The sequence below is a fragment of the Mesorhizobium sp. M1D.F.Ca.ET.043.01.1.1 genome (assembly GCF_003952385.1).
GTDB lineage: Bacteria > Pseudomonadota > Alphaproteobacteria > Rhizobiales > Rhizobiaceae > Mesorhizobium.
In genome coordinates, this window is the sequence record NZ_CP034444.1 from 3590082 (window position 1) to 3607493 (window position 17412).

Sequence of the window (17412 nt, forward strand, 5' to 3'; positions counted from 1 at the left end):
GCAGCCATTTCCCCGCCGCCAGCATCTGCTGCAAGAAGTATCTGGCCCAGCCTCTGCCTAGGCCCTGCGCCCGTTCGTCTCTTGCGCCACCCGGAAACCCCGTGATACCTCGCCCGCGAACACTGTCCCTGCGGAACCGCCAAGATGTCCAAGACCAAAGACGTGAAGAAAGTCGTGCTCGCCTATTCCGGCGGCCTCGACACCTCCATCATCCTGAAATGGCTGCAGACCGAGCTCGGCGCCGAGGTCGTCACCTTCACCGCCGATCTTGGCCAGGGCGGCGAGTTGGAGCCGGCGCGCCGCAAGGCCGAGATGATGGGCATCAAGGACATCCGCATCGTCGACGTGCGCGAGGAATTCGTCGCCGACTTCGTCTTCCCGATGTTCCGCGCCAATGCCGTCTATGAAGGCACTTATCTGCTCGGCACCTCGATCGCCCGGCCGCTGATCTCGAAGCATCTGGTCGAGATCGCCAGGGAGACCGGCGCCGACGCGATCGCGCATGGCGCCACCGGCAAGGGCAACGACCAGGTCCGTTTCGAGCTCTCGGCTTACGCGCTCAATCCCGACATCAAGGTCATCGCGCCGTGGCGCGACTGGTCGTTCAAGTCGCGCACCGACCTGATCAACTTCGCCGAGCAGCACCAGATCCCGGTGCCGAAGGACAAGCGCGGCGACGCGCCCTTCTCGGTCGACGCCAACCTTTTGCACTCCTCCTCCGAGGGCAAGGTGCTGGAGGATCCGTGGAGCGAGCCGCCGGAATTCGTCCACCAGCGCACCGTCTCGCCGATGGACGCGCCCGACGCCGTCACCGAGATCGAGATCGAATTCCTCAAGGGCGATCCGATCGCGCTCAACGGCAAGAAGCTGTCGCCAGCCACCATGCTGGCGGCGCTCAACGACCTCGGCCGCGACAACGGCATCGGCCGCCTCGACCTGGTCGAGAACCGCTTCGTCGGCATGAAATCGCGCGGCGTCTATGAAACCCCCGGCGGCACCATCTTGATCGCCGCCCACCGTGCGATCGAATCGATCACGCTCGACAGGGGTGCCGCGCACCTCAAGGACGAGTTCATGCCGCGCTACGCAGAGCTCATCTACAACGGCTTCTGGTTCTCGCCCGAGCGGGTCATGCTGCAGGCGATGATCGACAAGAGCCAGGAAGACGTCGAAGGCAAGGTGCGGCTGAAGCTCTACAAGGGCAATGTCATCGTCACCGGCCGCAAGTCGAAGAAGACGCTTTATTCCGACGCGCTCGTCACCTTCGAGGACGACCGCGGCGCCTACGACCAGAAGGACGCAGCCGGCTTCATTCGCCTCAACGCGCTCCGGCTCAGGACGCTGGCGGCGAGAAGCCGCAAGGGCTGATGTCCGAACGTCGAAAGTTGAGATGAGCGGGAACCCGGCGGCGACGCCGGGTTTTTATTTCACAAAGCTAATATAATAGAAGTTCAGTCCACTTCAGAGAAATTATCGTTTGACCTTTCCGCCGCTCCAATTAAGTTCGCCAGCGGGGTGGGGGTTGACAGTGAAAAGTAGTATTTCTCTTTTGCTTGCGGCGGCGTTGACCTTAATGGCGTGCGGGTCTTCGCAAGCAGGCACACAGCAGGCACCTGAGGCTAATTTGGACGGGTGCATCTCCGCTGTGCATTTATGGAGCATCACGTTCAAGCACGAAATCGCCTCTTTCATGGGCGTCTCGCAGGAGCGCATGCCGGCCTTGTTCTGCCAGCGCATTGCCGAGGGGATACGCAGCGGGCGGATCAACTACTCCGATTTGAATAGAGTGCAGTTGGACCTACCGACCGAGATATGGCTGGTCATCAAGGGCAAGTCCAAGGCTGCGGCTACGGCCACGGTGGCGCCGCGGACGTCCAGCTTCCGTACCTGCTATCGTAACAACGGCGCCTTCCAGATTCCCGCTTCCCGGAAATGCCCGTTGAGCGGCCACGCACAGTTTGACCAACCGACCAAAATCGACATGAAGGGTAAGTCAAAGACGCCTACCCCAGCGCCGCGGAACCCCAAATTCCGTACCTGCAACGGCATTACCGGTACCTTCCAGATTCCCGTTTCCCGGAAATGCCCGTTGAGCGGCTACGCGAATGATTGAGAGTTAGGACATGAGATCGAACCCGGTCGTTCCGGGTGGTTGGGTTTTGACCCTTGCTCCGTAACAAAAAGCCCGGCGCCTGGCCGGGCTTTTTGTCTATGTCAGATAGGTTCCATCAGTTGGCGTCGATCGCCTCGGCTATGCGGGCGATGGCCTGCTGGTAGACGCTGGCCGAATTCCAGCCGGCGATGGCGCCCATATTCGCCTCATAGCTCGCGCCGGCGCGCCAGCCGTGACCCTTGAGGAAGTTGGCGGTTGAGGCGAGCGCGGTGTTCCTGTCGCGCAGGTTTCCGTTGCCGACGCCATATTGCAAGACATTTCCGGGCAGGAACTGCGTGTGGCCGATCTCGCCATGCATGGCGCCGACCGAGGAAGCGCTCAGCGCGCCGCGATCGACCAGCTTCAGCGCCGCGATGGCGTGCGGGGTAAAATAGTCCGGACGGCGGCAATCATAGGCAAGCGTCAGAATGGCGGAGACCGTGTTCTGGTTGCCCATGGAGGCGCCGAAGCCGGTCTCCATGCCCCAGATGGCGAGCAACACACCCGGCGGCACGCCGTAGTTCTGTTCGATCCTGTCGAACATCGCCGCGTTCTGCTTCTTCAGCGCGCGGCCCCTGGAAATGATCGCTGCCCCGCCCCGGCGCTTCATGAAAGCCTCAACCGAGCCGCTGAAAGCCTTGTGGATGGCGCGGTCGGCGGCGATCGTCCTTGTCGCGTAGGTCGCGCCGGCCAGCGCCGACAGGCCCTTCTGGCCAACGCCGTTGGCCTGTGCTTCCGCGGCAAACTGCTGTTTCCACGCGTCGAAGCCGGCGCCGTTCTTGCCACAGCTGCCCGCTGCCTGAGCGGCCGTCGCCAGCCCGAAAACCGCCACAGCGGCGGCCACGAAAATCCTTCCCTTGGCAAAAAATGCCATTCTGTCTCTCCTGGTTGCCTGAATCACGTCCCGGTTGCGAATTTGCCAGTGAAACGCCCGGTTGTCACCGCCCACACGGGGCTGCGCGGCGCTCGGCGCTGGCGAATGCCGGGGAATTTGCGCATGATCAAGCATTAATTATGGCGCAAGCTCATTGTGGCGGGGGTCTTTATGGAAGACGTTGATGTTGTGATCATTGGCGCAGGCTCGGCAGGGCTTTCCGCGGCCAAGACGCTCAGGGCAGCCGGACTTTCCTTCACGCTCCTGGAGGCGATGAGCCGCATCGGCGGCCGCGCCTGGACCAGCGACCGGCATTTCGGCGTACCCTTCGACATCGGCTGCGCCTGGCTGCACGCCGCCGACCGCAATCCCTATTTTCCCGAAGCGCAGGCCGCCGGCTGGACGCTGCATCACCACGACATGAATGTCGACCACCTCTATTACCGCGAGCGCAAGGCGAGCGAGGCGGAAGAGGCCGCGATGAAGGCCGCCGACGCAAGGCTGTTCGAGCTGCTTGCCGCCCATCAGGTCGAGGAAGGCGACGACGACCGGCTGTCGGCGCTGCTCGCCAAGGGCCACGCGCCGCGCGCCGCCGCCACTTTCGCCGGTCCGATGGATTTCGGCGCCGACGAGGACGAGATCTCGATCCGCGATTTCCAGGCCGCCGCCGACCTCGATCCGAATTATTTCACCAAGGAGGGCCTCGGCGCGCTGGTCGCGCATTTCGGCGCCGACGTGCCGGTCGAGCTGTCGACGCCGGTGCGCAAGATCCTTTGGGACGTGCCGGGGGTCGCCTGCGTCACCGACCGCGGCACCATCCGCGCCAAGGCGGTCATCGTCACCGCCTCGCCGGCGGTGCTCGCCTTCGAGGAGATCGAGTTCGCGCCGGCGCTGCCCGACACGCATTTCGGCGCCTTCTTCGACCTGCCCATGGGCATGCTCACCAAGCTGCCGGTGGAGATCAAGGGTACCCGGCTCGGCCTCGAGCCCTTTGACGACCTCTTGATCGAGCGGATGGCCAGGCACGACATCTATTTCCTCTGCTTCCCGTTCGACCTCGACCTGATGGTGGGGTTTGTCGGCGGCGACTTCGCCTGGGAGATGTCGGCCGCCGGCGAGGCGGCGGGCGTCGACTTCGTCGTCGACCGGCTGTGCGGCATCTTCGGCGGCGACGTGAGGAAACATGTCGGCCGCGCCATGATGACCAATTGGGGCGCGGAGCGCTTCGTGCGCGGCGCCTATGCGGCGGCCCGTCCCGGCCGTTCCGAAGCGCGCGCCACGCTGATGCAGCCGGTGGCGGAAAAGATCTTCTTCGCCGGCGAGCATGTCGCCGGACCGCTCATCCAGACCTGCGGCGGCGCGCGGTTGTCGGGCGAAAGCGTGGCCAGGCAAGTCATTGCGCAGCTCGCGACGAAATAGCGTCGGAACGACGGGCGACGACGGGCGTTTGGGCGATGCCCGACGCCGTCACCCCATGCTGTGGTTCGATTACCGATGAAGCTGTTCGACTGTCCTCATTGCGGTCACCGCCTTTATTTCGAAAACGCGCAATGCCTGAACTGTTCCAGCCTGGTGCTCTATGACCCGGAGCGCGCGCGTTTCACGCTTTCCGGCGCCGACGACGCCGTTCCATGCGGCAATGCCGACGAATGCGCCTGCAACTGGCGGGCCGAGCCGGGCAGGACCTTCTGCCGCGCCTGCGGGCTCAACCAATTGATCCCCGACCTCTCGGTGGACGGCAACCGCCAGCGCTGGATCCGCGTCGAGGCGGCCAAGAAACGCGCCGTCTATTCGCTGCTCGCCTTCGGCCTGCCGGTCGCGCCCAAGGCCGGACCCCAGGACGAGGCGGGACTCGCTTTCGACTTCCTCGCCGATCCGATCGGCGGCGGACCGGGCGGCGAGCGCATCCTGACCGGCCACGACAACGGCCTGATCACCCTCAACGTCGGTGAGGCCGATTCCGCCGAGCGCGAGCGGCGGCGCGTCGAGATGGGCGAGAACTACCGCACCTTGCTGGGCCATTTCCGCCACGAACTCGGCCACTATTACTGGGACCGGCTGATCCGCGACGATCCCGGGCGGCTTTCGGCCTTTCGCGCTCTGTTCGGCGACGAGCGGGCCGACTACGAGCAGGCGCTGAAGGCCCATTATGCCAATGGCGCTCCGCTGGACTGGCAACAGCGCCACATCTCGGCCTATGCGACGTCCCACCCCTGGGAAGACTGGGCCGAGACCTGGGCGCACCACCTGCACATCACCGACACGCTGGAGATGGTGCATGCGCTGAATTTTCCGCTCGGCCGGCTGGAGACGGTGGAAGCCAACGAACTGCCGCGTGGCGACACCGGCGGGCATGCGCAGCCGACGCCCGCCGAGCCCGATCCGGCGCCGGAACCGTTCGAAAAGATCCTCGCCCGCTGGCTGGTGCTGTCGGAGGCCTCGAATTCGATCAACCGCTGCATGGGACTGCCCGATCTCTACCCCTTCGTCATTTCGGACGTGACGGCTCAAAAACTGGCCTTCGTTCACCAGCTTTTGACCAGTACGCCGAAAAAACCTGGAACAATTCGTGAGCAGGCGACGGCACTTTAGCCGGAACGCATAAGGCCCGGTTTCGTTTTCGAGCCCGAGGGAGCGTTGAAAACGGAGAGTAAAACCATGAAACGCATACTGTTTCCGGCGGTTGCCGGCGCGCTGCTCGCCATGTCGGGCGCGACCCTTGCCGACACGCCCGTCTCGGCAGTGGCGGATTTGAACGTCCGCGCCGGCCCGGGTCCGCAATATCCCGTGATCGGCGTGCTGGCCGCCGGCCAGTCGGCCACTCTTACTGGCTGCATCGCAAACAGCAAATGGTGCACCATCGCCGAGGCCGGCGGCAACGGCTGGGTCTATTCCGACTATGTGACGGGTGATTTCGGCGGCAGCCGGGTTGTCGTCACACGTCGACCGGCCGAGGCCAGTATCGCTGTCGTGGCGCCGCCGACCGACGATATCTATTCGCAGGACGACTACACCGGCGCCATCGTTTCGGGCGATGCGGTCGAGCCGATCGCCAGGCCGCCGGCCGAGGTCGGCACCTATGTCACCACCCACAGGGTCGACCCGGTCTATCTCGAAGGCGAGGTGGTCACGGGCGCAACGCTGCCCGACACGGTCGAGCTGCGCGAGATTCCGGACTACAATTACCGCTATGTCTATGTGAACAACCAGCCGGCGCTGGTCGATCCGGGCACGCGGCGCATCGTCTATGTGATGCGCTGATCAACGGTGATTTTGGTAGAGCGGCCGCCGGAGATGGGCGGCCGCTCGTTTGAAGAAGCGCCGACGCCAGGTCGGGCTGCCTGCATCCGCTCGCCGGCGTCGACCCTCCTGCCCTCCACCAGATCGGTATGACGTTTGGTTGAGCCGTTATCCTGATCTTCGCCAGAGCTTCACGCCCGCGGATGCGCCCGTTCGTAGACTTCGAGCAGCCTTGCCGTGTCGACGCCGGTATAGACCTGCGTGGTCGACAGGCTGGCATGGCCGAGCAGCTCCTGGATGGTGCGCAGGTCGCCGCCGCGGCCAAGCAGATGCGTGGCGAAGGAATGACGCAAGGCGTGCGGGGTAGCGGTGTCAGGCAGGTTCAGCGCCGAGCGCAACTTCGCCATCTCGCGCTGGACGATTGCCGGGTTCAGCGGGCCGCCTCGCGCGCCGCGGAACAGCAGGCCCTTCGGATCGATATGGAAAGGACAGAGCCGCCGGTATTCGGCGACCGCGCGTGACGCCACCGGCAGCACCGGCACCAATCTTGTCTTGCCGCCCTTGCCGGTGACGCGCAGCACGGTGTCGGCCTCCGAGGCGAGGTCGGCGCCGGCGAGGCCAAGCGCTTCCGAGATGCGCAGTCCGGAGCCGTAGAGCAGCGTGAGCACGGCCGCGTTGCGGGCGGCGATCCACGGCTCTTCCGCCAGCTGGCCCTCCACGGCCACGACCTGTTTCGCATCGCTCGCCGTCAGCGGCTTGGGCAGCGATTTCGGCTGGCGCGGCGCGCGCAGCGCCGCCGCGCCCGCCGCGTTGGCGAGGCCGCGCCGCTCGAGGAAGCGCAGCAGCGAGCGGATGCCGGCCAAGCCGCGGCCGAGCGTGCGGGCGCCGGCGCCCGAGTTGCGGCGCGCGGCGAGGAAGCCGCGCAGATCGGCCGGCCGCAAATCGGCGATCTCGGAGATGCCGGGCGGTCCGCCGCAATGCCCGGTCAAAAAATGCAGGAATTGGCGCGTGTCGCGTTCATAGGCCTCGACCGTCTCCGGCGACAGCCGGCGCTCGCGCGCCAGCATTTTCAGCCAGGCCTCGCGTGCCGCTTGAAGATCCGGCTTTGCCGGGATGAGGAATTCCTGCATGGCGGCAGTTTCGGGCAGCGAGGTTAGGAAGCGGTGAAGAGGCCGTCATTGAAATGGCGGCTCGAGGGCGTTAGAGCAGTTCAGCGATTGGCAAAATCGCTGAACTGCTCCAACTACTTGTTTTTCCGCAATTCCGAACGGAAAACCGCTACACACTGTTCCTGGAATTGCTCTAGAGCAAGGCAAAGGAAGCGCTGCCGATGTCCAAGCTCGAGAACCCCGTCCAGATGGCCGTGATCGGCGCCGCGCACGGCATCAAGGGCGAATTGCGAGTAAAAACCTTCACCGGCGATCCGCTGGCGCTCGCCGATTACGGGCCGCTCCACGCCAAGGATGGCCGCGCCTTCCAGATCCTCGACATCAGGCCGGCCGGCACGGTGGTGGTGGTGCGCTTCAAGGGCATCAACGACCGCAACGCCGCCGAGGCGCTCGCCGGCACCGAACTGTTCGTCGACCGTTCGGTGCTGCCGGACGACGGCGAGGAGGACGAGTTCTACCACGCCGACCTGATCGGCCTGGAGGTCAGGGACGATACCGGCGTCATCGGCAGGGTCGTCGCCGTGCATAATTTCGGCGGCGGCGACATACTCGATGTCACGCTCGCCGGCCGCAAGGGTGTGCTGATCCCGTTCACCCAGGCCGCGGTGCCGCATGTTTCAATCGCCGACGGTTTTGTCGAGGTCGATCCCATGGCGGCGGGGCTGGTCGATGACGAGGAGAGCGAGGCGCCTGGCGGTTCCGGCTTCGACCCGAAGGGACGGCCGCGCGGACCGAAGGACGCCGGGGGCAACCGGTGAGCTTTGCCGCCTCGGTGCTGACGCTCTATCCCGAGATGTTTCCCGGCGCGCTCGGCCTGTCGCTCGCCGGCCGGGCGCTGGAAGCCGGCACCTGGTCGCTGGAAGCGATCCAGATCCGCGACTTCGCCACCGACAGGCACCGCACCGTCGACGACACGCCGGCCGGCGGCGGCGCCGGCATGGTGATGCGCGCCGACGTGCTGGCCAAAGCCATCGATCATGCCTCGCCGCCTGGCGATACGCGCCCGCGCCTGTTGATGAGCCCGCGCGGAAAACCGCTGACGCAGGCGCGGGTGCGCGAGCTCGCCGCCGGGCCGGGCGCCGTGATCCTGTGCGGCCGCTTCGAGGGCGTCGACCAGCGGCTGATCGAGGCGCGCGGCCTGGAGGAAGTCTCGATCGGCGATTTCATCCTGTCGGGCGGCGAGCCGGCGGCGCTGGTACTGCTCGACGCAGTGGTGCGGCTGCTTCCCGGGGTCATGGGCAATGCCGTCTCGGGCGAGGAAGAAAGCTTCGAGAACGGCCTGCTCGAGCACCCGCACTACACAAGGCCGCAGGAGTTCGAGGGGCGGCAAATTCCCGACGTGCTGATCTCCGGCAACCACAAAAAGATAGCCGACTGGCGCCGCGCCGAGGCGGAGAAGCTCACCAGAGAGCGGCGGCCGGATTTGCTGGCGGCTGCTCAGCCTTTGACGAAGTAGTAGAACGCCAGGAAAAGGCCGACGGCGACGACGAAGCCGCGCACGACGCCCTGCGGCACGCGCTTGGCGATCCAGACGCCGGCATAGCCGCCCAGCGCGCCGGCCGGGATCATGACGATCGCCTGCGGCCAGGCGACGACGCCGCCCGAAACGAAGACGAGGATGGCGATCGCGGCGATGACCACGGCCAGCATGTTCTTCAACGCATTGAGCTTGTGGTAGTCCCCGGCCTGCGTCAGGCCGAGGGTCGCCAGCATCATGACGCCCATGCCGGCGCCGAAGAAGCCGCCATAGACCGATGTCGCGAACTGCGCCAGCGATCCGGCGAGCGAACCGACCGAGGCCTGGTGCTCCGGTCCCGCCGTCGGCTTGAGCCACGGCCCGGCGGCGAACAAGGCGGTGGCGGCAATCAGCAGCCACGGCACGAGCGCGCGGAAGGACGGGTTGGAGAGCGCGAGCAGGATGAGCGAGCCGGCCAGCCCGCCGAGCGCCGAGATCAGGCAAAGCAGCAGGGCCCCGCGCCAGAAATGCCTGATGTCGTCGCGATAGGCGAGCGTCGAGGTGATGTAGCCGGGGAACTGCGTCACCGAGGAGGTGGCGTTGGCGACGATTGGCGGCACGCCGACCAGCGTCATGGCGCCGAAGGTGACGAAGGTGCCGCCGCCGGCGACGGCATTCACCGCGCCGGAGACAAAACCCGCGGCAAAGAGAAGGACGGCATCGAAGAAGGTCATTGGGGGAAGGCCTGGGGGATACACTTTCCCCCGCTTAGGAAGCTTGCGAGGCTCGCGCAACCCGGCACGACGGCGATATGATGGTGCCATGGCGCAAAAAAACGCCTCGAAGGCGTGACAAAGCGCCGAAATAGCTGTATGTGGCCGCCCGAACCGGAAGAACGATCTTGCAAGAACGCTCTTCCGGGCCCGTCATCAATGGCGGTGTAGCCGTCCCTGTCCGATGCTTGACCGCAAAGGGCATAGCCGAGCGGTCAATGGAACTGCAAGGCGAGCCGAGGACGCTCTGACTGTCGGAAGAACAAGAAGTGGATTTTTGAGATGGATCTCATCCGTCAGCTCGAGGCCGAGCAGGCCGCCAAGATCGAAGCTAAGCGCAAGCTGCCCGAATTCCAGCCCGGCGACACCGTGCGCGTCCAGGTGCGCGTCACCGAAGGCAGCCGCACCCGCGTCCAGGCCTATGAGGGCGTCGTCATCGCCCGCTCCGGCTCCGGCTTCCAGGAGAATTTCACCGTCCGCAAGATTTCCTACGGCGAAGGCGTCGAGCGCGTTTTCCCGGTCTACTCGCCGATGGTCGAGGGCGTCGAGATCGTGCGCCGCGGCAAGGTGCGCCGCGCCAAGCTCTATTACCTGCGCGACCGTCGCGGCAAGTCGGCCCGTATTTCGGAAAACACCGGCGTGCGCGCCCGCAAGCTGAACGACGAGGAGCGTGATGCCCTGGCCGCCGAGCGCGCCCGCATCGAGGCCGAGAAGGTCGCCGCCGCCGAGGCGCTGGCTGCCGAGAAGGCCGCGCAGGACGCCGCCGAGAAGAAGGCCGCCGAGGAGAAGGCCGCCGAGGAGAAGGCCGCCGAGGCTGCTTCGGCCGAGTAAGGCGCTTCTGCAGATTGTTTGAGAAAGGCGGCTTCGGCCGCCTTTTTTGTTTTGCAAGGGTTCGGAATCTAGTCGAAGCCCTTCGCTTTTCGTCATTCTAGGGCGAAGCGAAGCGGAGACCCTAGAATCCATGCCGTTACCTTCGCGAGGGATGCGGCGGTAGAGAATGGAACTCCGTCGAACCTTTGAATAGGTCTGCACCGCAGCAGCGCTCGGAGGCCACGGCATGGATTCCAGGGTCTGCGCCGCGTCGCTACGCTCCTTGCCCCGTCCGTGGATGACGACATCGGTGGGTTGACTCGCAGTTACCTTGTACACTAAATAATCGTGCACAAACAAACGGAGACGAAGATGTCAGCACTCTACACCACCCAGGCTCGCGTCGTTGGCGGCCGCGCGGGCCATGCCGAGACCAGCGACGGCCTGCTCAAGCTCGATCTGGCAATGCCGAAAGAGCTCGGCGGGCAGGGTGGCGCGACCAATCCCGAGCAGCTTTTCGCCGCCGGCTATGGCGCCTGCTTCGAAAGCGCAATCCGCTTCGTGGCGCGCAAGCAGAAGCTGCCGCTCGAGGATGCCGCGGTTACCGCCACCGTCAGCCTCCATCCCAACGACCAGGGCGGCTTCAGGCTGGACGTGGCGCTTGCGGCCGAGATCAAAGGCCTTGATCAGGCGGGCGCGGAAGCGCTTGTATCCGAGGCGCACACGATCTGCCCCTATTCCAACGCCATCCGGGGCAATATCGACGTGGCGCTTTCCACGGTGGCGCTTGCGGCAAAGGCGGCATGACGACTGAAACCGAAATTCGAGCAGGCGACGTCCCGGCCGATAGCGCCGGGACGATTGCCGTTCCGCGTCTCGATCAGCAGCTCTGCTTCGCGCTCTATTCGGCGAGCGGGCTGATGACCAGGCTTTACCGGCCGCTGCTCGACCCGCTCGGCCTCACCTATCCGCAATATCTGGCGATGCTGGCGCTGTGGCAGCGCTCGCCCATGACCGTCGGCGAGCTCGGCGAGGCGCTGGGTTTGGATTCGGCGACGCTGACGCCGCTGATCAAGCGGATGGAAGCGGGCGGCCTGGTCACGCGTCGGCGCGACAGCGCGGACGAGCGTCGGGTTCTGGTCGAGCCGACGGCAAAAGGCCAGGCGCTGCGCGCGAACATGAAGGACGTGCAGGCGGCGCTTGCCTGCAGCATGCCGTTGGAACGCGCCGAGCTCAAAGCCCTGCACGGCACGCTCACCCGACTGGTCGCCGGTTTGCGCGAGGCGGTTGCGGACCCTTCGGAATAATCGCTCCCCCGGCTGCGTTCGGAAAACCGTGCCGACCAGAGCATGGGAATCCGCCTTGGCGCTTGTCCATGCAGCGGATCGGCTTGCAAGGCGCCTGCGGAAAGCTAAAGTCGGCGCCGGGTTTTCATGCGTGCCCCGCATAGCGGGGCATTTCAGGTTCTGGGAGTTTGTCATGACCAAGTCGAAACTGTTGCTGGCCGCCATGCTGGCCTGCCTTCTCGCGCCTGCCGCTGCGCTAGCCGACACGCTGCCCGATCTCGGCGGCAAAAAGGTCGTGGTGGTGACGGAAAACGCCTACCCGCCGCTGCAGTTCATCGACAAGAAGACCGGCAAGCAGATCGGCTGGGAATATGACGCGATGGACGAAATCGCCAAGCGGCTGAACTTCAAGGTCGAATACCAGAACACTTCCTGGGACGCGATGATCCAGGCGGTTTCCGACAACCAGTACAACATCGGCATGACCGGCATCACGATCAAGGACGACCGCAAGGCGAAGGTCGACTTCTCCGACCCCTATATGCGCTCGGAGCAGTTCATGCTGGTGCGCGGCGACGAAAGCCGCTTCACCGATGCCAAGACCTTCGGCGCCTTCAAGGACGGGCTGATCGGGGCGCAGCCCGGCACGACACCCTTCTACACCGCCGTCTACAGCGTGCTCGACGGCAACGAGCAGAACCCGCGCATAAAGCTGTTTGAGACCTTCGGCGCGACCGTGCAGGCGCTGAAGGCGGGCGACGTCGACGTGGTGCTCACCGACGGCACTGCCGGCAAGGGCTATGTCGATGCCTCCGAAGGCAAGCTCAAGCTGATCGGCGGCCCGCTCGGCACCGAGGATTTCGGCTTCATCTTCCCGAAGGGCTCCGACCTGGTGAATCCGGTCAACGCCGCGATCGCCGCGCTCAAGGCCGACGGCACGCTCGATGCGCTGAACAAGAAGTGGTTCCTCGACTACAAGATGGGGCAGTGAGCTCGTCTTGTTACGTGCAGCGGGTTTGCAGGAAATCGCGCTGACATTGCGCCAGGGGGCTGTGTCGGAACGCGGCCTCCACAACCATATTGTTTGCATTGCCTAATGGTGGCACCGTCCAACTCCACTCCCAAATCCGAATTTCCCTGGTGGCTGGCCACGGCGCTGGCGATGGCATTGGCGGCGGCGCTGGCGATCGCCGCCAGCGACCTCTATGCCGAGGTCTTCGCCACGGTCGCCAAGGGCATCGGCATCACCGTCTTCGTCACCGTCGTCGCCTTCGCACTGGCCTCGGCGTTCGGGCTCGGCATCGCGCTGATGGCGCTGTCGGGGTCGCAATGGCTGCGCCAGATCGCCCGCTTCTATGTCGAGATCATCCGCGGCGTGCCGATCCTGGTGCTTTTGTTCTGGATCGCCTTCGCCGGCGCGCCTGCCTTCGTCGCGGCCTGGAACGCGCTGACGGCGCCGCTGCAAAGCGCCGGCTTCATGGGCGAGCTTCTGGTGCGCGACGTCTCGCTGCTGTGGCGCGCCATCATGGCGCTCACCATCGGCTATTCCGCCTTCATCTCGGAAGTCTTCCGGGCCGGCATCCAGTCGGTCGAGAAGGGCCAGATCGAAGCCGCCAAAGCGCTGGGCCTGACGCGCGTGCAGCGCTTCCGGCTGATCGTCTTCCCGCAGGCGATCCGCACCATCCTGCCGCCGCTCGGCAACGACTTCGTCGCCATGGTCAAGGATTCCTCGCTCGTCTCGGTGCTGGGCGTCGCCGACATCACCCAGATCGGCAAGATCTATGCCGCCGGCTCCTTCCGCTTCTTCGAGACCTATTCGATCGTCGCCTATATCTATCTGATCCTGACCGTCGGCCTGTCGCTGGCGTTGAGGGCGCTGGAACAGCGGCTGCGCCGGCAGCACGGGGAATAGCCGCCGGGCACGGACCGCGCTACTTTCGAGGCGACATTCATCCGGCGCGGAGGAGCCGACCTATGAATTTCGACAAGGCCAATGCCGCGCTGGATTCCGTCTACACGGCCGAGACGCCGGAAGCGCTGGCCAAGGCCTATGCCGAATGGGCCGCGACCTATGACAGCGAGACCGCCTCGCTCGGCTATCTCCTGCCGTTCCTCATCACCGCCTGGATGGCGCGGCATGTGCCTGCGGGTGAAGGCCCGCTGCTCGACGCCGGCTGCGGCACGGGGCTTTCGGGACCGTCGCTCAAGGCGCTGGGCTATGGCGACATCGCCGGCCTCGACCTCTCCGACGCCATGCTTAAGATCGCGGGCAGCCGCCGGGCGAATGGCAAGCCGGCCTACAGCGAGCTGAAGAAGGCCATGCTCGGCGGCCCGCTGCCGTGGCCGGACGGCCATTTCCGCGCCATCCTCTCGACCGGCGTCTTCACCATCGGCCACGCGCCGGCCTCCGGCCTGCACGAGCTGGTGCGCATCACGAGGAGCGGCGGCCACGCCATCTTCACCGTCCGCGACCAGGTTTTTGAAAGCGGCGGCTTCCAGGCAGTGTTCAACGAACTTACGCAAGCTGGGAAATGGCGGGCAGTGGAGGAAAGCCCGTGGTTCCGCTGCTACGCGATCGGCGATCCGGAAGCGCTGGTGAAGACGTTTGTCTTCGAGGTGTTGTGAGCGAGACTCCCCTTCTCCCCTTGTGGGCCTGTTGCGTAATTGGCTGGTTGTGATTCTCTGAGTTGGAACTCGGAGGGAATCGCGATGGCGGTGAAGCGGACGGGTCAGTTGAGCCTGGCGGAAGCATTTCTGGGCCAGAAGCTTGCTGGTGGATCCTCGCCGCTCGATCGGCTGTCCGGTCTGGTGAAGTGGTATCGCTTCGAGAAGCTGCTCAACCCGCTACGCGATGGCGGCCCGGGACGTGCGGCTTGGCCTCCGCTGGTTCTGTTCAAAGCACTGCTGCTGCAATCGCTCTATGGGCTATCGGATCGCGAACTCGAGGAAGCGCTGGGCGACCGGCTGTCGTTCCGGCGCTTTGTCGGGCTTGGCCTTGAGGAGAGCATTCCCGATCACTCAGTGCTGTCGCGCTTCCGCAACCTGCTTGTCGGCGAAGGGCTGATGGAAAGGCTGTTTGGCGAACTGGACCGGCAGTTGGAGAAGGTCGGCGTAATCCTGAAGCGCGGCACGATGCTGGATGCGACGCTGATCGATGCGGTCTCGGCGCCGCCGACAGCCGAGCGGCCCTCGAAGGATGCCGATGCCCGTCCCGTGCGGCGGGGCAAGGGCGGCTTTACCTTCGGCTACAAGGCCCATGTTGGGGTCGACGAGGGCTCTGGTCTGATCCGCACGGTGATCACCACGCCGGCCAACGTCAACGACACGGTAATGGCCGATCACTTGATCCGAGGCGACGAGAAGACGGTGTGGGCGGATGCCGCCTATGACACGCATGCCCGGCGTGCTCGGCTCAAGGCCGAGGGCAGGAAGCCGCGCATTGCCCGCCGCCCCAATAAGCACCATTCGCTGCCCGAGCGGCTCAAGCGCTACAATCGCCTGATCGCACGACGGCGGGCGGCGGTGGAGACGACCTTCGCCACGCTTAAGAACCGCATGAAACTGACCACAATCCGCTATGTCGGACTGGCCAAGGCCGCAGCCCAGGTGACACTTGCCGCGATCGCTTTCAACATGCGCCGATGGGCGGCAATCACAGGATAGGTGCGCCTAGCCTCCAGCCTAAGGCCGCCCGCCACCATCAAACTCCACCCCAAAAGCCAAAAATGAGCGAGACCTCACGGCCAAACCGCCTCGCGGGTCTGTCCGCGCTAACTGCGCAACAGGCCCACAAGGGGAGAAGGGGGCGTCGCGCCAATTGCCGAAAAGCCAAAACATTGCTATCTACGCCGCCATGGAAGAGCTTTTCGGCGATCCGGCCTACAAGGGCTTCGTGCTGCAGGACAGGAAGCGCCTGCCGTCGCGATTTGCCGCGCGCGTCTGCGGCGCGCTCACCAGCCGACTTAGCTGAGGCCGACCGATCCAGGTCGATTCGCCGGTTCGAAACCCGGCGCCAGCCTTTCCCATTCTCGCATCGACGGATTTACGCACATGAGCGCACCGCGCACCCTCTACGACAAGATCTTCGACGACCATGTCGTCGACCGCCAGGACGACGGCACCTGCCTGCTCTATGTCGACCGCCACCTGGTCCACGAAGTCACCAGCCCGCAGGCCTTCGAAGGCCTGCGCATGAGCAACCGCAAGGTTCGCCATCCCGAAAAGACGCTCGCCGTGGTCGACCACAACGTGCCGACCTCGCCGGAGCGCAAGTTCGGCATCAAGAACGAGGAAAGCCGCATCCAGGTCGAGGCGCTGGCCAGGAACGCCAAGGATTTCGGCATCGAATATTACTCAGAGAACGACGTCCGCCAGGGCATCGTCCACATCATCGGGCCCGAGCAGGGCTTCACGCTGCCCGGCATGACCATCGTTTGCGGCGACAGCCACACCTCGACGCATGGCGCGTTCGGCGCGCTGGCGCACGGCATCGGCACCTCGGAGGTCGAGCATGTGCTGGCGACGCAAACGCTGATCCAGCGCAAGGCCAAGAACATGCTGGTGCGCGTCGACGGCCAGCTTCCGGAAGGCGTCACCGCCAAGGACATCATCCTCGCCATCATCGGCGAGATCGGCACCGCCGGCGGCACCGGCTACGTCATCGAATATGCCGGCGAGGCGATCCGCTCGCTGTCGATGGAAGGCCGCATGACGGTCTGCAACATGTCGATCGAAGGCGGGGCCAGGGCCGGCCTGATCGCGCCGGACGAGACGACCTTCGCCTATGTCAAAGACAAGCCGCGCGCGCCGAAGGGCGCCGCCTGGGACGCCGCGCTCGCCTACTGGAAGACGATGCATTCCGACGAAGGCGCGCATTTCGACAAGGTGGTCGTGCTCGACGCGCAGAAACTGCCGCCGATCGTCTCCTGGGGCTCGTCGCCGGAGGACGTCGTCTCGGTGCAGGGTTTCGTGCCCGATCCGGCCGGTATTGCCGATGAGAACAAGCGCTCATCGAAGCTGCGCGCGCTCGACTATATGGGGCTGACGCCGGGAACCAAGATCACCGACATCGCGCTCGACCGCGTCTTCATCGGCTCCTGCACCAATGGCCGCATCGAGGACCTGCGCGCCGCGGCCAAGGTGGTCGAGGGCAAGAAGGTAAACCCGCGCGTCAACGCCATGATCGTGCCGGGCTCCGGCCTGGTGAAGGAGCAGGCCGAGGCCGAAGGCCTCGACAAGATCTTCGTCGCCGCCGGCTTCGACTGGCGCGAGCCCGGCTGCTCGATGTGCCTTGCCATGAACGACGACCGGCTGAAGCCGCATGAACGCTGCGCCTCGACCTCGAATCGCAATTTCGAGGGTCGGCAGGGCTTCAAGGGCCGCACCCATCTGGTGTCGCCGGCCATGGCGGCGGCCGCCGCGATCGCCGGCCATTTCGTCGACATCCGCGACTGGAAATAGGCGCGTTTGCAAGCAGGCGCGGCTTGAGCCAGGCCCGCGCCGCAATCCGTCACCGGAACCCCGAGCCGCGCCGCGGCTCGGGGTTTTTCATGGCTGACCGGAGCAAGATTGCGCCTGCGTCAGCTTCCGCTTAACTGCTTGTTTGCGCTTCCGGACTAGCATTCCCCCTGGGTCAAGTGGGGAAAGTCACGG

19 protein-coding genes are annotated in these 17412 nt (G+C 65.1%); 16 read left to right on the forward strand and 3 right to left on the reverse strand.

Translation table 11 applies throughout. The features are described 5' to 3' along the window. Positions 1 to 144 precede the first annotated feature (144 nt). Positions 145 to 1368 carry an argininosuccinate synthase gene (locus tag EJ067_RS17565; RefSeq protein ID WP_126086879.1) on the forward strand — a complete coding sequence of 408 codons (1224 nt, stop codon included), beginning with the start codon at positions 145 to 147 and terminating at the stop codon, positions 1366 to 1368. Positions 1369 to 1528: 160 nt separating this feature from the next. Next, positions 1529 to 2113, forward strand: a complete 585-nt coding sequence (locus EJ067_RS17570) for a hypothetical protein (RefSeq protein WP_189510030.1) — start codon at positions 1529 to 1531, stop codon at positions 2111 to 2113. A 115-nt stretch (positions 2114 to 2228) separates the two neighbouring features. Here the strand turns inward: EJ067_RS17570 and EJ067_RS17575 are convergent, their stop codons facing one another. Next, the gene (locus EJ067_RS17575; RefSeq protein ID WP_126086880.1) at positions 2229 to 3026 is read right to left on the reverse strand and encodes a lytic transglycosylase domain-containing protein; all 798 of its coding nucleotides are present in this window, start codon (positions 3024 to 3026) and stop codon (positions 2229 to 2231) included. A 171-nt stretch (positions 3027 to 3197) separates the two neighbouring features. On the opposite strand from EJ067_RS17575, the gene EJ067_RS17580 reads away from it, so the two are divergent. From EJ067_RS17580 to EJ067_RS17590, 3 genes are all read left to right on the forward strand, one after another. After that, complete coding sequence (locus EJ067_RS17580; RefSeq protein ID WP_126086881.1) at positions 3198 to 4445, forward strand: NAD(P)/FAD-dependent oxidoreductase; 1248 nt, start codon at positions 3198 to 3200, stop codon at positions 4443 to 4445. Positions 4446 to 4520: 75 nt separating this feature from the next. Further along, positions 4521 to 5618 (forward strand): putative zinc-binding metallopeptidase, encoded by a 1098-nt coding sequence (locus tag EJ067_RS17585; RefSeq protein ID WP_126086882.1) that lies wholly within the window; start codon positions 4521 to 4523, stop codon positions 5616 to 5618. 66 nt (positions 5619 to 5684) lie between these two features. Continuing rightward, complete coding sequence (locus EJ067_RS17590; RefSeq protein WP_126086883.1) at positions 5685 to 6287, forward strand: DUF1236 domain-containing protein; 603 nt, start codon at positions 5685 to 5687, stop codon at positions 6285 to 6287. Between the two features lie 170 nt (positions 6288 to 6457). On the opposite strand, the gene EJ067_RS17595 is transcribed toward EJ067_RS17590, so the two are convergent. Next, positions 6458 to 7396: a tyrosine recombinase XerC gene (locus EJ067_RS17595; protein WP_126086884.1), complete on the reverse strand. Its 939-nt coding sequence runs from the start codon at positions 7394 to 7396 to the stop codon at positions 6458 to 6460. A gap of 200 nt (positions 7397 to 7596) precedes the next feature. Here EJ067_RS17595 and rimM point away from each other — a divergent pair, with 200 nt between their 5' ends. Both rimM and trmD read left to right on the forward strand, forming a co-directional pair. Next, entirely contained in the window at positions 7597 to 8193 is a 597-nt protein-coding gene (gene rimM, locus EJ067_RS17600; RefSeq protein ID WP_126086885.1) for a ribosome maturation factor RimM, read from the forward strand. Beyond that, the gene (trmD, locus tag EJ067_RS17605; protein WP_126086886.1) at positions 8190 to 8891 is read left to right on the forward strand and encodes a tRNA (guanosine(37)-N1)-methyltransferase TrmD; all 702 of its coding nucleotides are present in this window, start codon (positions 8190 to 8192) and stop codon (positions 8889 to 8891) included. Before rimM ends, trmD begins: the two co-directional genes overlap by 4 nt. Here trmD and EJ067_RS17610 read toward each other — a convergent pair. Further along, positions 8873 to 9625, reverse strand: a complete 753-nt coding sequence (locus tag EJ067_RS17610) for a sulfite exporter TauE/SafE family protein (protein WP_126086887.1) — start codon at positions 9623 to 9625, stop codon at positions 8873 to 8875. The genes trmD and EJ067_RS17610 overlap by 19 nt on opposite strands. A 321-nt stretch (positions 9626 to 9946) precedes the next feature. Between EJ067_RS17610 and rplS the strand changes: the two genes are divergently transcribed. From rplS to leuC, 9 genes are all read left to right on the forward strand, one after another. After that, positions 9947 to 10495: a 50S ribosomal protein L19 gene (gene rplS / locus EJ067_RS17620; RefSeq protein ID WP_126086888.1), complete on the forward strand. Its 549-nt coding sequence runs from the start codon at positions 9947 to 9949 to the stop codon at positions 10493 to 10495. 351 nt (positions 10496 to 10846) lie between these two features. Further along, a complete protein-coding gene (locus tag EJ067_RS17625) occupies positions 10847 to 11281 on the forward strand; it encodes an organic hydroperoxide resistance protein (protein WP_126086889.1) in 435 nt (144 codons plus the stop codon). Beyond that, positions 11278 to 11781, forward strand: coding sequence for a MarR family transcriptional regulator (locus EJ067_RS17630; RefSeq protein ID WP_126086890.1), 504 nt, complete (start codon positions 11278 to 11280; stop codon positions 11779 to 11781). Before EJ067_RS17625 ends, EJ067_RS17630 begins: the two co-directional genes overlap by 4 nt. A gap of 172 nt (positions 11782 to 11953) precedes the next feature. Continuing rightward, on the forward strand, positions 11954 to 12751 hold the full coding sequence (locus EJ067_RS17635) for a transporter substrate-binding domain-containing protein (RefSeq protein WP_126086891.1): 798 nt from the start codon (positions 11954 to 11956) through the stop codon (positions 12749 to 12751). A 105-nt stretch (positions 12752 to 12856) separates the two neighbouring features. Beyond that, a complete protein-coding gene (locus EJ067_RS17640; RefSeq protein ID WP_126086892.1) occupies positions 12857 to 13672 on the forward strand; it encodes an amino acid ABC transporter permease in 816 nt (271 codons plus the stop codon). A 62-nt stretch (positions 13673 to 13734) separates the two neighbouring features. Next, positions 13735 to 14385: a class I SAM-dependent methyltransferase gene (locus tag EJ067_RS17645; protein WP_126086893.1), complete on the forward strand. Its 651-nt coding sequence runs from the start codon at positions 13735 to 13737 to the stop codon at positions 14383 to 14385. An 84-nt stretch (positions 14386 to 14469) separates the two neighbouring features. Further along, a complete protein-coding gene (locus EJ067_RS17650) occupies positions 14470 to 15423 on the forward strand; it encodes an IS5 family transposase (RefSeq protein WP_126084495.1) in 954 nt (317 codons plus the stop codon). Between the two features lie 154 nt (positions 15424 to 15577). Further along, the gene (locus EJ067_RS17655; protein ID WP_168247536.1) at positions 15578 to 15730 is read left to right on the forward strand and encodes a hypothetical protein; all 153 of its coding nucleotides are present in this window, start codon (positions 15578 to 15580) and stop codon (positions 15728 to 15730) included. A gap of 80 nt (positions 15731 to 15810) precedes the next feature. Beyond that, positions 15811 to 17220 (forward strand): 3-isopropylmalate dehydratase large subunit, encoded by a 1410-nt coding sequence (gene leuC, locus EJ067_RS17660; protein ID WP_126086894.1) that lies wholly within the window; start codon positions 15811 to 15813, stop codon positions 17218 to 17220. Positions 17221 to 17412: the final 192 nt, after the last annotated feature.

Bases quoted from the DNA above. Each gene is read 5' to 3' on its own strand.
- EJ067_RS17565 (WP_126086879.1), top strand. From the start codon at position 145: ATGTCCAAGACCAAAGACGTGAAGAAAGTCGTGCTCGCCTATTCCGGC.
- EJ067_RS17575 (WP_126086880.1), bottom strand. From the start codon at position 3,026: ATGGCATTTTTTGCCAAGGGAAGGATTTTCGTGGCCGCCGCTGTGGCG.
- EJ067_RS17580 (WP_126086881.1), top strand. From the start codon at position 3,198: ATGGAAGACGTTGATGTTGTGATCATTGGCGCAGGCTCGGCAGGGCTT.
- EJ067_RS17585 (WP_126086882.1), top strand. From the start codon at position 4,521: ATGAAGCTGTTCGACTGTCCTCATTGCGGTCACCGCCTTTATTTCGAA.
- EJ067_RS17590 (WP_126086883.1), top strand. From the start codon at position 5,685: ATGAAACGCATACTGTTTCCGGCGGTTGCCGGCGCGCTGCTCGCCATG.
- EJ067_RS17595 (WP_126086884.1), bottom strand. From the start codon at position 7,396: ATGCAGGAATTCCTCATCCCGGCAAAGCCGGATCTTCAAGCGGCACGC.
- rimM (WP_126086885.1), top strand. From the start codon at position 7,597: ATGTCCAAGCTCGAGAACCCCGTCCAGATGGCCGTGATCGGCGCCGCG.
- EJ067_RS17610 (WP_126086887.1), bottom strand. From the start codon at position 9,625: ATGACCTTCTTCGATGCCGTCCTTCTCTTTGCCGCGGGTTTTGTCTCC.
- rplS (WP_126086888.1), top strand. From the start codon at position 9,947: ATGGATCTCATCCGTCAGCTCGAGGCCGAGCAGGCCGCCAAGATCGAA.
- EJ067_RS17625 (WP_126086889.1), top strand. From the start codon at position 10,847: ATGTCAGCACTCTACACCACCCAGGCTCGCGTCGTTGGCGGCCGCGCG.
- EJ067_RS17630 (WP_126086890.1), top strand. From the start codon at position 11,278: ATGACGACTGAAACCGAAATTCGAGCAGGCGACGTCCCGGCCGATAGC.
- EJ067_RS17635 (WP_126086891.1), top strand. From the start codon at position 11,954: ATGACCAAGTCGAAACTGTTGCTGGCCGCCATGCTGGCCTGCCTTCTC.
- EJ067_RS17640 (WP_126086892.1), top strand. From the start codon at position 12,857: ATGGTGGCACCGTCCAACTCCACTCCCAAATCCGAATTTCCCTGGTGG.
- EJ067_RS17645 (WP_126086893.1), top strand. From the start codon at position 13,735: ATGAATTTCGACAAGGCCAATGCCGCGCTGGATTCCGTCTACACGGCC.
- EJ067_RS17650 (WP_126084495.1), top strand. From the start codon at position 14,470: ATGGCGGTGAAGCGGACGGGTCAGTTGAGCCTGGCGGAAGCATTTCTG.
- leuC (WP_126086894.1), top strand. From the start codon at position 15,811: ATGAGCGCACCGCGCACCCTCTACGACAAGATCTTCGACGACCATGTC.